Source organism: Aminobacter sp. P9b, from assembly GCF_045345995.1.
GTDB classification, from domain to species: Bacteria; Pseudomonadota; Alphaproteobacteria; order Rhizobiales; family Rhizobiaceae; genus Aminobacter; species Aminobacter niigataensis.
Genome location: NZ_CP150082.1, coordinates 937506 through 950763, shown reverse-complemented (window position 1 = coordinate 950763; position 13258 = coordinate 937506). Strand labels below are relative to the sequence as shown.

13 protein-coding genes, 1 tRNA gene and 1 pseudogene are annotated in these 13258 nt (G+C 65.6%); 13 read left to right on the top strand and 2 right to left on the bottom strand.

The annotated features are described in order from the left end of the window. Nucleotides 1-316: 316 nt before the first annotated feature. Nucleotides 317-700, top strand: coding sequence for a hypothetical protein (locus WHT83_RS04740; RefSeq protein ID WP_318763084.1), 384 nt, complete (start codon nt 317-319; stop codon nt 698-700). Nucleotides 701-867: 167 nt separating this feature from the next. Here the strand turns inward: WHT83_RS04740 and WHT83_RS04735 are convergent, their stop codons facing one another. Beyond that, the gene (locus WHT83_RS04735) at nt 868-1065 is read right to left on the bottom strand and encodes a CsbD family protein (protein ID WP_108606033.1); all 198 of its coding nucleotides are present in this window, start codon (nt 1063-1065) and stop codon (nt 868-870) included. A gap of 202 nt (nt 1066-1267) precedes the next feature. Between WHT83_RS04735 and WHT83_RS04730 the strand changes: the two genes are divergently transcribed. Then, complete coding sequence (locus WHT83_RS04730; protein ID WP_199914554.1) at nt 1268-1726, top strand: DoxX family protein; 459 nt, start codon at nt 1268-1270, stop codon at nt 1724-1726. 203 nt (nt 1727-1929) lie between these two features. Continuing rightward, nucleotides 1930-2904, top strand: a complete 975-nt coding sequence (locus WHT83_RS04725; protein ID WP_108606034.1) for a complex I NDUFA9 subunit family protein — start codon at nt 1930-1932, stop codon at nt 2902-2904. 113 nt (nt 2905-3017) lie between these two features. On the opposite strand, the gene WHT83_RS04720 is transcribed toward WHT83_RS04725, so the two are convergent. Continuing rightward, on the bottom strand, nt 3018-3824 hold the full coding sequence (locus tag WHT83_RS04720; protein WP_406873107.1) for an undecaprenyl-diphosphate phosphatase: 807 nt from the start codon (nt 3822-3824) through the stop codon (nt 3018-3020). A 161-nt stretch (nt 3825-3985) separates the two neighbouring features. Between WHT83_RS04720 and WHT83_RS04715 the strand changes: the two genes are divergently transcribed. From WHT83_RS04715 to WHT83_RS04670, 10 genes and pseudogenes are all read left to right on the top strand, one after another. Further along, nucleotides 3986-4678 carry a glutathione S-transferase family protein gene (locus tag WHT83_RS04715; RefSeq protein ID WP_108606036.1) on the top strand — a complete coding sequence of 231 codons (693 nt, stop codon included), beginning with the start codon at nt 3986-3988 and terminating at the stop codon, nt 4676-4678. Continuing rightward, on the top strand, nt 4659-5822 hold the full coding sequence (queG, locus tag WHT83_RS04710) for a tRNA epoxyqueuosine(34) reductase QueG (protein ID WP_406873106.1): 1164 nt from the start codon (nt 4659-4661) through the stop codon (nt 5820-5822). Before WHT83_RS04715 ends, queG begins: the two co-directional genes overlap by 20 nt. After that, on the top strand, nt 5819-6733 hold the full coding sequence (locus tag WHT83_RS04705; RefSeq protein WP_406873105.1) for an SDR family oxidoreductase: 915 nt from the start codon (nt 5819-5821) through the stop codon (nt 6731-6733). The genes queG and WHT83_RS04705 overlap by 4 nt, the downstream gene beginning before the upstream one ends. A 98-nt stretch (nt 6734-6831) precedes the next feature. Then, nucleotides 6832-7932, top strand: a complete 1101-nt coding sequence (gene mepA, locus WHT83_RS04700) for a penicillin-insensitive murein endopeptidase (RefSeq protein ID WP_406873104.1) — start codon at nt 6832-6834, stop codon at nt 7930-7932. A 104-nt stretch (nt 7933-8036) separates the two neighbouring features. Beyond that, nucleotides 8037-8420 carry a methylglyoxal synthase gene (locus tag WHT83_RS04695; protein ID WP_108606039.1) on the top strand — a complete coding sequence of 128 codons (384 nt, stop codon included), beginning with the start codon at nt 8037-8039 and terminating at the stop codon, nt 8418-8420. Between the two features lie 26 nt (nt 8421-8446). Next, nucleotides 8447-9469: a glucokinase gene (locus WHT83_RS04690; protein ID WP_406873103.1), complete on the top strand. Its 1023-nt coding sequence runs from the start codon at nt 8447-8449 to the stop codon at nt 9467-9469. A gap of 96 nt (nt 9470-9565) precedes the next feature. Then, nucleotides 9566-11408, top strand: a pseudogene (locus tag WHT83_RS04685) (ABC transporter ATP-binding protein). Beyond that, the gene (gene dapB, locus WHT83_RS04680) at nt 11405-12214 is read left to right on the top strand and encodes a 4-hydroxy-tetrahydrodipicolinate reductase (RefSeq protein WP_406873102.1); all 810 of its coding nucleotides are present in this window, start codon (nt 11405-11407) and stop codon (nt 12212-12214) included. Before WHT83_RS04685 ends, dapB begins: the two are co-directional and overlap by 4 nt. A gap of 38 nt (nt 12215-12252) precedes the next feature. Next, the gene (locus WHT83_RS04675) at nt 12253-12870 is read left to right on the top strand and encodes a 2,3-bisphosphoglycerate-dependent phosphoglycerate mutase (protein WP_406873101.1); all 618 of its coding nucleotides are present in this window, start codon (nt 12253-12255) and stop codon (nt 12868-12870) included. A 180-nt stretch (nt 12871-13050) separates the two neighbouring features. Further along, nucleotides 13051-13135, top strand: a tRNA-Leu gene (locus tag WHT83_RS04670). Nucleotides 13136-13258: the final 123 nt, after the last annotated feature.

Here is a 13258-nt window from a genome sequence, read left to right as displayed (position 1 = left end):
GGACATCGCCACCGGGACAGCAAACCTGGATCGCAGCGGTGGTTTCACCGTCACGGCATGGATACCCGGGTCTCCGCTATTCCGGTGGCCCAGAACCACAACCCACAGCGCCCCAGAAACCACCCCGCGAAACCCCCGCGAAAATAATTCGAACCTCCTTTGAACCTTTCTCCTGATCGCTGCGACCCAGTCATGTCCAGGGCGAGGTGAGCTCGCCCGATCAACCGGGGGGAACCCAAACCGAAAGATCGTTCCGACGTGGAAACCAGAGCGTTTCCGCGGCCCCGAAACGCAACCTCGAAAAGGGAAAATGACCATGAAAACCAAGATCACCATCCTGACTGCCGTTCTGCTGCTTGCCGGCGCCATCGGCAGCGCCAATGCCGCCGGCGGTTTCTCGGCCGGCTCGGGCGGCGGCGACCGTCCGTCAGGCCCGAGCGATATCTCCGACGCACCGGGCGGCAATGGCCCTTCGGGTCCCGGCGACATCTCGGATGCCCCTGACAACGACAAGCCGTCTGGTCCGAGCGGCAAGGCCTCGTCGGGCAATGGCGGCGTGACCGAAGACAAGTACTGCAAGAACGGCTCGAGCAAGTTCCCGGATTGCAACACCAAGTTCATCCAGGACTGCAAGGCCGCAGGTGGCAACATGTCGGGCCAGCAGGGTTGGGGTGGCAAGACTTGCCGGGAACCCTCCTGATGTCGTGAGGCGTCGGCCTCGCTCGAGCGTCGGTCGCCCGCATTCTGCCATCCGGAAAACCCCGCATATCGCGGGGTTTTCTGCGTTGGCGCCTAGGCAACGAAAAAGCCCCGCTCGCGGCGGGGCTTCGTCTGCCGCTCAAGGCGGCCGTGCTGCTCAGAGACGGTTCAGTGGCGCGAAAGCCAGGTGTCGATGTCCTTTTCGGCCTCTTCCTGCGCCTGGCCGTAGCGGGCTTGCAGCCTGCCGGCGAGTTCGGTCCGCTTGCCCTTGATGACGTCGAGATCATCGTCGGTCAGCTTGCCCCACTGGGCCTGGACCTTACCCTTGAACTGCTCCCAATTGCCTTCGATCTGGTTCCAATTCATCGCGTTCTCCTTTTGGGATTTGGCACGACAGGTCCGCCGCACTGGTGTTTCAACGCCCTGCCGCCGGTCGGGTTCCCAAATTTTGCAAAACATGAATGTGTCAATCATCTTTTCATCAAACCTTGTTGACTTGACTGTGACGGCAGCCTTGCGGCGTTGGTGCATTGCAACATTTTTCGAACATAGCCCCGCAATCGGAGACATGTCCTTGACCCTGACGACCGAAAATTCCGGCCGCCGACTTTTCATCCCCGCGCTCCGCGGCCTTTATTCGAACCTGCACGATTCTGCCGAAACGATCCTGCGTGTCGTTGCCGGCGTTGCCCTGGTCACGCACGGCCTCGGCAAGATTTCCGACCCGTTCGGCGCAGCCGGCATGGTCGAGGGCCTCGGCTTCTACCCCGGCGCCTTCTGGTCGCTGCTGTTGTCATGCACCGAGTTCTTCGGCGGCATCCTAATCGCCATCGGCCTGTTCACCCGCCCGGCATCCTTTGCGGCCATGTTCGTGCTGCTGGTCACCGTCTGGTTCCACTGGATCACCATGGGCCAGGGCTACCAGGGCGCCGAGAAGTCGATCATCTGGGCGGCGATCTTCCTGTTCTTCGCCATCCGCGGCGGCAACCGCCACTCGGTCGACGCTCGCCTCGGCCGCGAATTCTAGCTTTTTTGTTTGCGCATGATCTTTTCCGATAACCGGATTCCACTTTTCGGGATCATGCTCTGGAACCCTGCCTCCCAAGGCAAACTGCAAGCCCGCGCCAGATCGGCGCGGGCCGCTCCGCATGGAGCCTCGATGATTGCCTTTTCCGCGAAACGGGCTAAGAACGCTGACATCCCTGCCCCTTTTGGCGACCGGAGCCAGCGATGACTGAAATTCTGCAGACCCCGCAACTCGTGACCGTATTTGGCGGCTCAGGCTTCCTCGGCCGCCATGTCGTGCGGGCGCTGGCCAAGCGCGGGTATCTGGTGCGTGTCGCCTGCCGCCGCCCCGACCTCGCCTTCCATCTGCAGCCGCTCGGCAATGTCGGCCAGATCCAGCCGGTCCAGGCCAACCTGCGCGTGCGCTGGTCGGTCGACCGCGCCGTCCAGGGCGCATCGCATGTCGTCAATCTCGTCGGCATCCTGCATGAAGGCGGCCGCCAGCGTTTCTCCACGGTCCAGGAGTTCGGCGCCCGTGCCGTGGCCGAGGCCGCACGCGCCGTCGGCGCTTCGCTGACACATGTCTCGGCGCTCGGCGCCAACGAAAACTCGCACTCGATCTACGCCCAGACCAAGGCGCGCGGCGAAAAGGCGGTCCTGGCGACCCTGCCTGAGGCAGTGATCTACCGGCCGTCGATCGTCTTCGGTCCCGAGGACGGCTTCTTCAACCGCTTTGCCAACATGGCGCGTTTCTCACCGGTGCTGCCGCTGATCGGCGGCGGTGAAACCCGCTTCCAGCCGATCTATGTCGGCGACGTTGCCGAGGCCATCGCGCGCGCCGTCGACGGCAAGGTCAAGGGCGGCACCATCTATGAGCTCGGTGGCCCGCAGGTGCTGAGCTTCAAGCAGTGCATGGAACAGATTCTCGAGGTCATCGACCGCAAGCGCAACCTGGTCCCGGTACCGTGGTGGGCTGCCAATCTGCAGGCATCGATCCTCGGCCTTCTGCCCAACCCGCTGCTGACCAAGGACCAGGTCACGCTGCTGCGCTCCGACAACGTCGTGTCCAAGGCAGCGCAGGACGAAGGCCGCACCATCGCTGCCGTCGGCATCGCACCCAAGACCACGGCCTCGATCCTGCCGAGCTACCTCTGGCGCTACCGCGCTGCTGGCCAGTTTACCCGCAGGACAGAAGCCTGACCGGCTGAGGGCGCATCAGCGCCTTCTCCAGGAAAATTTGCGCAAGCGGCTCACGAGCGCCATCACGGTCGTGGTGCTTGAGCTATTGCGCCGCGGGCTGAGGGGGCGGGTTCTCAGCCCCAGACCATCAGCGCGATCAACCCGACGCTGCCGACCAGCAGCCGCCACCAGCCGAACAGCGCGTAGCCGTTGCGCGAGACGTAATCGAGCAAATGGCGCACCACGAACAGCGCAGTCAGGAAGGCAGCAAGGAAGCCGACGCCGATGATCGGCAGATCGGCTACCGAAAGGATGTCGCGGTTCTTGTAGAGATCGAAGGCAAAGGCGCCCGCCATGGTCGGCATGGCCAGGAAGAACGAGAATTCGGCGGCGGCGCGCTTCTCCACCCCCATCAGCAGCGAACCGACGATGGTGGCACCCGAGCGCGAGGTGCCGGGGATCATCGCCAGGCACTGGAACAGGCCGATCTTGAGATAGACCGAGAGCGGAAAATTGGTCACGTCGCCATAGCGCGGCTTGAGATCGAGCTTGTCGAGGAACAGCAGCACGATGCCGCCGAGGATCAGCATGATGCAGATCAGCCGCGGCGATTCGAACAGCACCGTCTTGATGAAGTCGTGCGCCAACGCGCCGATCAGTGCCGCCGGCAGGAAGGCGATCAGGATGCCTGCGACGAAACGCTGCGTCTGCGGGTCGCGCGGCAGGTCGACCAGCATCCGCCACAACCGCGCCCAGTAGACCGACAGGATCGCCAGGATGGCGCCGAGCTGGATCAGGATCTCGAAGGTCTTGCCCGTCGAGTTGAAGCCGAGGAAATGCCCGGCCAGCAGGATGTGGCCGGTCGAGGAGACCGGGATGAATTCGGTGAGCCCCTCGAGCAGTCCGAGCAGCAGCGCGTCGATGATTGTCTGGCTTTCCATTCCGGTCCCCGCGGGATCGTTCATTCGCGATTGCTTGTCATGGGGCGGAACTCACCCTATAGGTCGGGTCGCCCGAGAGCCCGGTGCGCCGGGCCCAGAAGCTCTAGCGGCGCGGCAAGCGATTCGCCAGAGCGCCACCGATCACGAAATTTCGCAGGACCATGCTGACGCTTTTCCACCACCCGATGTTCGCCACATGCCGCTTCGTCCGCCTGGCGTTCGGCGAATATGGCGAAGAATTGGCCCTGATCGAAGAGAAGCCGTGGGCGCGGCGCAAGGAATTCCTGTCGCTCAATCCGGCGGGAACGCTGCCGGTGCTGCTGGCCGAAGGCGACGTTCCGATCGTCGGCGCGATGATCATCTCCGAATATATCGACGAGACCCGCGGTGTGCTCAAGCGCGAGCGCCGGCTGTTCGCCGAAGACCCGATGGAGCGCGCCGAGATCCGCCGCCTGACCGACTGGTACCTGACCAAGACCGATAGCGAAGTGACCCGTCACCTGGTGCGCGAGCGCGTGCTGAAGCCGCATATGCCCGAATCGGCCGGCGGCGGTTCGCCCGATTCGGCCGCGATCCGCGCGGCGCGCGCCAATATCCGCCAGCACATGAAATACACCAACTGGCTGGCCGGCACGCGCCACTGGCTCGCCGGTACGCGCATCACCTATGCCGACCTTGCCGCGGCGGCCTCGCTGTCGGTGCTCGACTATCTCGGCGAAATCGACTGGCGCGAACATTCATCGGCGCGCGAATGGTACACCAGGGTCAAGTCGCGGCCATCCTTCCGGCCGCTGCTCGCCGACCGGGTACGCGGCCTGACCCCGGCATCGCATTATGCGGACCTCGATTTCTAATACGGCGCTGCGCCAGCTGATCGAGCGCGAGGCCCAACGCGCCGGCTTCGCCGCCGTCGCCGTCACGCGGCCCGACGCCATCCCGCTCGCCCCTGCCCGCCTCGCCCAGTTCGTCGAGGAAGGCCTGCATGGCTCGATGGGCTGGATGGCCGAGACGCTGGAGCGCCGCGCCGAACCTTCCGTGCTGTGGCCCGAGGTGCGCTCGATCATCGTCCTGGCCATGAACTACGGCCCCGACACGGACCCTCGAACTCTTCAGGAAATGCCCGACCGTGCCGCGATCTCGGTCTATGCCCGCAACCGCGACTATCACGACGTCATGAAGGGCCGGCTGAAGGAGATCGCCGGCAAGATCGTCGCCCGCGCAGGCGGCGACGTGAAGGTGTTCGTCGACACCGCTCCGGTCATGGAAAAGCCCCTGGCCGAAGCGGCCGGACTCGGCTGGCAGGGCAAGCACACCAATCTGGTCAGCCGCGAATTCGGCTCCTGGCTGTTCCTCGGCACGATCTTCACCACCGCAGAACTTGCACCCGACGAGGCCGAGATCGACCATTGCGGTTCATGCCGCGCCTGCCTCGACGCCTGCCCGACCGATGCCTTCCCGGCGCCCTACAGGCTCGATGCCCGGCGCTGCATCTCCTACCTGACCATCGAGAACAAGGGTCCGATCCCGCTCGAATTCCGCAAAAAGATCGGCAACCGCATCTATGGCTGCGACGACTGCCTCGCCGCCTGCCCGTGGAACAAATTCGCCCAGGCGGCCTCGGAGCAGAAGCTCGCCGCCCGCGACGACCTGCGCCAGCCGCGCCTCGCCGAATTGCTCCAGCTCGACGATGCCGCCTTCCGAACCTTCTTCTCCGGATCGCCGGTCAAGCGCATCGGCCGCGACCGCTTTATCCGCAACGTGCTGATCGCCGCGGGCAATTCGGGCGACAGGTCGCTGATCGCGCCTTGCCAGGCTCTGCTCGGCGACGCTGCGCCGCTGGTCAGGGGCGCCGCCGTCTGGGCGCTGTCGCGGCTTGCCGGGCCGGAAGCATTTTCGGCTCTTGCGCATCAGGCGCTGAAGGTCGAAACCGAAGACGACGTGATAGCCGAATGGCAGGCGGCCTTCACGCAGTCTGAACCCGCATGGACGCCGGCATGACCCAGCAGAATATCTTCATCTTCGGTGCCGGTTATTCGGGCAAGGCCTTCGCCCGGGACCGGCCGCAGGGCGTCCGCGTCTCCGGCACGACCCGCTCGGTCGAGAAAGTTGCCGGCCTCGAGGCCGCAGCCATCGAGCCGCTGTTGTTCGACGGGCATCTGACGTCCGAAATTCGCGCCAGGCTCGCCGAGACCACGCAGTTGGTGGTATCGGCAGCACCCGTCGCCGACGGCGACCCCGTGCTCGACGTCGCCCGCGACGCCATCCTCCACCACATGCCGGCGCTGCGCTGGATCGGCTATCTCTCGACCGTCGGCGTCTATGGCGACCATGGCGGCAAATGGATCGACGAGACCGCCGAATGCCGGCCCAAGCCGGGCCGCTCGCAGGCCCGGCTCGACGCCGAGCAGGCCTGGCACGAACTCGGCGAAGAGGTTGGCCGGCCGATCGCGATCCTGCGCCTGTCGGGCATCTACGGCCCGGGGCGCAACGCCTTCGTCAACCTCGAGAATGGCACCGCCAAGCGCCTGATCAAGAAGGACCAGGTGTTCAACCGCATCCATGTCGACGACATCTCGGGTGCGCTCTGGCACCTGCTCGACGCGGACCGTGGCGGCATCTACAACGTCACCGACGACGAGCCGGCGCCGCCGCAGGACGTGGTGAGCTATGCCGCTCAATTGATGGGCGTCGATGCGCCACCGGAAATTCCCTTCGAGACTGCCCAACTTTCGCCCATGGCACGGTCCTTCTATGGCGAGAACAAGCGTGTCGCCAACACCGAGATTCGGGCCACGGGATATGAGTTCCGCTTCCCGGACTACCGGGCCGCATTCGACCGGATGTGGGCCGACGGCAGCTGGCGCGGCGAAGGGGAAAGCGACAGGCGCAGTCCGATAAGGCAAGGCTGAGCGGGGTCGGTCGCACAGCGAAATGACTGGGGTGCGGGCGCCGGAATTTACCATTCGGTAACCGTGGCGGCCCAAGCTGGCGGAGAGGACAAAACTCCATGACGGCATTTTTCAGTAGAATTCTGGGCAAGGCGGCGCGGCTCGCCATGGCGCTCGCCGCCCTTGGCCTTGTCGGTCTCGACATGCAGGCCGCAACTGCTGCGGAACTCGCCAAGGACCTGTTCGGCAACAAGAAGCTGCCGGCGGCGGTTGCCGCGCGCTCCTACGGCTTCTACTCCAAGGGCTGCTTCTCCGGGGGACTGGCGATCGCCACCGACGGACCGACCTGGCAGGCCATGCGCCTGTCGCGCAACCGGCGCTGGGGCCATCCCAAGATGATCGCGCTGATCGAAAAGCTGTCGCGCGAGGCCACCGCCGACGGTTGGCCCGGCCTCCTGATCGGCGATATCTCGCAGCCGCGCGGCGGCCCGATGCTGACCGGTCACGCCTCGCACCAGATCGGCCTCGACGCCGACATCTGGCTCACGCCGATGCCGGACCGCAGGCTGTCGCCGACCGAGCGCGAGAACATGAGTGCGGTCTCGATGGTCAACGAAAAGACCCACCGCGTCATCGAAAAGCGCTGGACGCCGGCACATACGCGCCTGCTCGAACGCGCCGCCAGCTATCCGGAAGTCGAGCGCATCCTGGTCAATCCGGGCATCAAGCAAAAGCTCTGCGAAACAGTCACCGGCGATCGTTCGTGGTTGCGCAAGGTGCGGCCGTTCTGGGGCCACGACTACCATTTCCACGTCCGCATCGGCTGCCAGCCCGGCTCGAAAGGCTGCAAGGAGCAGGATCCGACGCCACGCGGCGACGGCTGCGACAAGTCGCTGGCCTGGTGGTTCACCGAAGAACCATGGCGCCCGGCCACCGGTCCTGCGAAGCCCAAGGCGCGCGACATCATGACGATGGCGAGCCTGCCCAAGGAATGCCGCGCCGTACTCGACGCACCCTCGCCCGTCAACGAGGCCGCCGTGACCTTCCACGGCAAGGGTGGCGCACCGACCGCGGTCGTGGCCGCTCCGGCACCTGAACAACCGGAAGTCGCGGACACGCCCGTCATCACCGATGACGGCACGCCGGCTGCGGCAAACGCCTTCGCACCCCGGCCTTCGGTCGACATTCCGCTGCCGCGTCCACGCCCGAAGACGCAGTAGGGACGGACTGCAACCTGCCGATCGGGCCGATGCCATGTCGCTTCCAAAAGCATGGAAATCGGTCTATGGATTTCAACCGATTTAATTCTCCCGGATGAACTCGTGTGACCCCTGCATCGCGTCTCGCCCTGATCGCCCATGACGAGAAGAAGGACGACCTGGTCGCTTTCGCAGCCGACCATGTCGAGTTCCTGAAGACCTGCCACATCGTCGCCACCGGCACCACCGGGCAGCGCATCCTCGCGGCCTGCCCGGGGCTCAACCTGACGCCGCTGAAGAGCGGGCCGCTCGGCGGCGACCAGCAGATCGGCGCCCTGATCAGCGAGGGCAAGATCGACCAGTTGATTTTCTTCGTTGATCCGCTGACGCCGATGCCGCATGACGTCGACGTGAAGGCATTAATGCGGCTTGCCATCGTCTACGACATTCCCATGGCGTTGAACCGGGCGACGGCCGAGATCATGCTCGAGAATCAAGAGAACGGCTGAACGCCGACGCAGGGACGGAACCGGGAATGTCACATCAGAGCGACCAGGCGCAGGCTCTCCCGTTCCCGATCCTGATCGGCGACATCGGCGGCACGAATGCGCGCTTCGCCATCGTCGAGAGCGCCGACCAGGATGCCGGCGAGCCGCGCATCGTCCAGACCGCCAGCTATGCCAACATCGACGACGCCATCCTCGCCGTGCTCGACGGCGCGCCGGTCAAGCCGCGCTCGGCGGTGCTTGCCGTCGCCGGCCCGGTCGAGGGCGACGAGATCGCGCTCACCAATTGCCCCTGGGTGGTGCGTCCCAAGCAGATGTTTGCAACCATCGGGCTGACCGACATCCTGGTGCTCAACGACTTCGAGGCCCAGGCGCTCGCGGTCGTGGCGCTGGGTGACGAACACATGGAAAAGATCGGCCCCGGCGAGCCGGAAGAGGGCGCCGGACGCGTCGTGCTCGGGCCGGGCACAGGCCTTGGCGTCGCCGGCCTGATCCATGCCCTGGGACGCTGGATTCCGGTGCCCGGCGAAGGCGGTCACATGGATATCGGCCCGCGTTCCCAGCGCGACTTCGAGGTCTTCCCGCATCTCGAAAAGCTCGAAGGCCGCATTTCGGGCGAGCAGATCCTGTGCGGCCGCGGGCTGGTCAACACCTACCGCGCCGTCGCCCTCGCCGACGGCAAGACGCCCACGCTCACCCAGCCGGCACAGGTCACGGCGGCGGCTCTCGCCGGCAGCGATCCCATCGCCGAGGAAGCGCTGTCGCTATTCGTCACCTGCCTCGGCCGCACCGCCGGCGACCTGGCGCTGGTGTTCAAGAGCAAGGGCGGCGTCTTCCTGACAGGCGGCATCGCCCAGAAGATCGTGCCGGCGCTGAAGCAGGGCAACTTCCGCAAGGCCTTCGAGGACAAGGCGCCGCATCGCGAACTGATGGCCTCGATGCCTGTCTATGTCATCACCCACCCGCTCGCAGCGCTGGCCGGGCTTGCGGCCTACGCCCGCACCCCCTCCTTGTTCGGCATCGAAACCGGAGACCGGCGCTGGCGCGCCTAGCCGCGGCCAAAAGGCGGTTTCCCCCGCCGGCGTCATGCTCTATGAGGGGCGCAGTTTTCGCGTAGCGACAGGACTACCTGTTTGACCACAGCCCAGATGGAAAAGGCCAAGGCCTCGCGTGGCGAGATCGTCGGCGTGATCCGGCGCGTCGCCGCCGAGAATGGCCGCGCCTACGCCTGGCAATACGGGCTCGCCGCGCTGTTCCTGCTCGTCATCGCCGGCACCACGGCCTTTACCGCCTGGATCATGCGCGACGTCATCGACGAGATCTTCTACCGCCAGCGCGCCGACCTCATCGCCTTGATCTCGCTGGCGATCCTCGCATCCTTCGCGCTGCGCGGCGTCGCCACCTATGGCCAGGCGGTCATACTCGCCAAGATCGGCAACAATCTCGTCGCCCGCTACCAGCGCCGCATCTTCGACCACCTGATGAAGCTCGGCATGGACTTCTTCTCGGCCCAGCGGTCGTCCCAGCTCGTCGCGCAGATCAACCAGAATGTCGGCGGCGTGCGCGACCTGCTCAACATCACCGTCACCTCGATCGCCCGCGACGCGGTTTCGCTGGTCGCCCTCGTCGGCGTCATGGTCTACCAGGATCCGGTGCTGTCGATGATCGCCTTCCTGATCGGCCCGCCGCTGGTGCTCCTCGTCGGTCATCTGATGCGGCGGCTGCGCAGGCTCAACCGCGAGGCCATCCTGGTCAATTCGAGGCTGTTCGGCGCGGTGCAGGAAGCTGTTCAGGGCGTTGCCATCGTCAAGGCCTTCACCATGGAAGACCAGCTGTCAAAGCGGATGGACGCTCTGGTCAGCGACGTCGAGGCGCGCTCCAACAAGATCGCCCGGGTTTCGGAACGGCTGTCGCCGATCTCCGAAACGCTGGCCGGCGTCGTCGTTGCCACAGTCATCGCCTATGCCGGCTACCGCTCGACCATGGGCGCACAGCCGCCCGGCGCGGTCTTTTCCTTCATCACCGCGTTGTTGCTCGCCTACGACCCGGCGCGCCGCCTTGCCCGCACCCAAGTCGGGCTCGAGCGCGCGCTGGTCAATGCCCGCATGATCTACGAGATCCTCGACACTGAGCCGCGCCAGGAAGACACTCCCGATGCAGGCGCTCTCCAAGGTCGGCAAGGGCGATATCCGCTTCGAAGCCGTCTCCTTCTCCTATGGGCCGGACATGCCGGTCCTGCATGAGCTGAGCTTCACCGCAGCCGGCGGCAAGACGACCGCAATCGTCGGCGCCTCGGGTGCCGGCAAGTCGACGCTGATCGCCCTGCTGCAGCGCTTCTACGACGTCGACGGCGGCCGCATCGAGATCGACGGCCAGGACATCGCCCACGTCACCAAGCGTTCGCTGCGCCAGTCGATCGCCTATGTCTCGCAGCACCCCTATTTGTTCGAAGGCACAATTGCCGACAATATCCGCTACGGCCGCGCCGGCGCCACGGACGACGAGATCCGTCTGGCGGCCGAGCAGGCCTTCGCCGACGAGTTCATCCGCCAGCAGCCCGATGGCTACGACACGCCGGTCGGCGAAAGCGGCGCCTCGCTCTCGGGCGGCCAGCGCCAGCGCATCTCCATCGCACGGGCGCTCGTCCGCAAGGCGCCGATCTTGCTGCTCGACGAGGCGACCTCGGCGCTCGACAATGAATCCGAAGCGCGGGTACAGGCGGCACTTTCGACCGTCATGCAGGGGCGCACCACCATCGTCATCGCCCATCGGCTCTCGACCGTGGTCAGCGCCGACCATATCGTCGTGCTCGATCAGGGCCGGCTGGTCGAGCAAGGCACGCATGCGGGCTTGATGGCCGATCCCAACAGCGTCTATGCCCGGTTCCACAATCTGCACGACGAAGCCGGGCTCGGACTGGTGGACGATACAGGCGAGACGAAAAAAGAGGAGCCGCAGCGCGCCAGCGCTGCCGCAGGGAGCTTGCGATGAGCGACATGGGTCTGGTTGTGGTCGGCGCCGCCGGCCGGATGGGTCAGGTGCTGCTACGCACCGTACACACGATGGAGGGCGTCCGCGTCGTCGGCGCCATCGAGCGCAGCGGCTCGCCCTATCTCGGCAAGGATGCCGGCGAGCTCGCGGGCATCGGCACCATCAATGTCGCGATATCAGACGACCCGCTGGCGGCCTTCGCCAAGGCTGACGGCGTGCTCGACTTCACCGCACCGGCGGCGACCGTCGAATTCGCCGGCTATGCCGCCCAGGCGCGCATCGCCCACATCATCGGCACCACCGGCTGCGCGGCCGAAGACGATGCCAGGATCGCCGCTGCCGCGCGCCATGCCACCATCGTCAAGTCGGGCAACATGAGCCTCGGCGTCAACCTGCTCGCCGTCCTGGTCGAGAAGGCGGCGCAGGCGCTCGGGCCCAGCGACTTCGACATCGAGGTGCTGGAAATGCATCACCGCCACAAGGTCGACGCGCCTTCGGGCACGGCCCTGCTTCTCGGCGAGGCCGCAGCCGAAGGCCGCAAGATCGCGCTGGCCGAGAAGAGCGTGCGCGTGCGTGACGGCCATACCGGCGTGCGCGAGGCGGGTACCATCGGCTTTGCCACGCTGCGCGGCGGCTCGGTTGTCGGCGACCATTCCGTCATCCTCGCCGGCACCGGCGAACGCATCACCATGTCGCATCAGGCCGAGGATCGCACGATCTTCGCCCGCGGCGCGGTCAAGGCGGCACTGTGGGCGCATGGCCGCAAGCCCGGCCTGTATTCGATGCGCGACGTGCTTGGCTTGTAGATCAATCCATCGTCCTCACCCACCTCAAGGGAGCTAAAATGTCCGGTACTCTCGTGCTCGTCCGTCACGGCCAGAGCGAATGGAACCTGAAGAACCTGTTCACCGGCTGGCGCGACGTCGACCTGACCGAGCAGGGCACCGCCGAAGCCAAGGCCGCCGGCCAGAAACTCAACGCGCGCGGCCTGAAGTTCGACATCGCATTCACCTCCGCGCTGATGCGCGCGCAGAAGACCTGCCAGCACATCCTCGACGCCACCGGCCAGAGCGACCTCAAGACGATCCGCAACCAGGCGCTCAACGAGCGCGACTACGGCGACCTCAACGGCCTCAACAAGGACGATGCCCGCGCCAAGTGGGGCGAGGAGCAGGTCCACGTCTGGCGCCGCTCCTACGACACCCCGCCGCCCGGCGGTGAGAGCCTGAAGGACACCGGCGCGCGCGTCTGGCCCTACTACATGCACGACATGCAGCCGCATGTGCTCTCCGGCGGCACGGTGCTGGTCGCTGCGCACGGCAATTCGCTGCGCGCGCTGATCATGGCCCTTGAAGGCATTTCGGGCCCGGACATCGTCAAGCTCGAACTCGGAACCGGCGTGCCGATCGTCTACAAGCTCAACGCCGATTCGACCGTCGCTTCCAAGGAAGTGCTGACCTGAGCCGACACGGGAGCCGCCGATTCGCGGCTCCCACCCCTTTGCCGGCTGCACCGCGCCGCCTGCCGCAACGTCATGCGGCACGCCAAACGCGACAATTCCGGCCTGTCGCAGCATTCGTCGGCAAAAGCTGAAAAAGCGCGTTGACACAGTCGCTTCGCCCGCTTACATCAGCGCCCACCAGCCCAGATGGCGGAATTGGTAGACGCGCACGGTTCAGGTCCGTGTGCCGCGAGGCGTGGAGGTTCGAGTCCTCTTCTGGGCACCATCATCCGGACTACCAACCGGATGAACCAGTCGGTCGATGCGTCGACCGACAATGATCTTTCCTTCACAATCGCTCTGCCGCGCCGGACCGCTCGGCTAGTCGACACACCCTCTGGGGTGTCTA

Excerpts from the sequence above, each read along its gene's own strand:
- WHT83_RS04725 (WP_108606034.1), top strand. The coding sequence starts at position 1,930 with ATGACTGAAATTCTGCAGACCCCGCAACTCGTGACCGTATTTGGCGGC.
- queG (WP_406873106.1), top strand. The coding sequence starts at position 4,659 with ATGCGGACCTCGATTTCTAATACGGCGCTGCGCCAGCTGATCGAGCGC.
- WHT83_RS04705 (WP_406873105.1), top strand. The coding sequence starts at position 5,819 with ATGACCCAGCAGAATATCTTCATCTTCGGTGCCGGTTATTCGGGCAAG.
- WHT83_RS04740 (WP_318763084.1), top strand. The coding sequence starts at position 317 with ATGAAAACCAAGATCACCATCCTGACTGCCGTTCTGCTGCTTGCCGGC.
- WHT83_RS04675 (WP_406873101.1), top strand. The coding sequence starts at position 12,253 with ATGTCCGGTACTCTCGTGCTCGTCCGTCACGGCCAGAGCGAATGGAAC.
- WHT83_RS04720 (WP_406873107.1), bottom strand. The coding sequence starts at position 3,824 with ATGGAAAGCCAGACAATCATCGACGCGCTGCTGCTCGGACTGCTCGAG.
- dapB (WP_406873102.1), top strand. The coding sequence starts at position 11,405 with ATGAGCGACATGGGTCTGGTTGTGGTCGGCGCCGCCGGCCGGATGGGT.
- WHT83_RS04730 (WP_199914554.1), top strand. The coding sequence starts at position 1,268 with ATGTCCTTGACCCTGACGACCGAAAATTCCGGCCGCCGACTTTTCATC.
- WHT83_RS04715 (WP_108606036.1), top strand. The coding sequence starts at position 3,986 with ATGCTGACGCTTTTCCACCACCCGATGTTCGCCACATGCCGCTTCGTC.
- WHT83_RS04690 (WP_406873103.1), top strand. The coding sequence starts at position 8,447 with ATGTCACATCAGAGCGACCAGGCGCAGGCTCTCCCGTTCCCGATCCTG.
- WHT83_RS04735 (WP_108606033.1), bottom strand. The coding sequence starts at position 1,065 with ATGAATTGGAACCAGATCGAAGGCAATTGGGAGCAGTTCAAGGGTAAG.
- mepA (WP_406873104.1), top strand. The coding sequence starts at position 6,832 with ATGACGGCATTTTTCAGTAGAATTCTGGGCAAGGCGGCGCGGCTCGCC.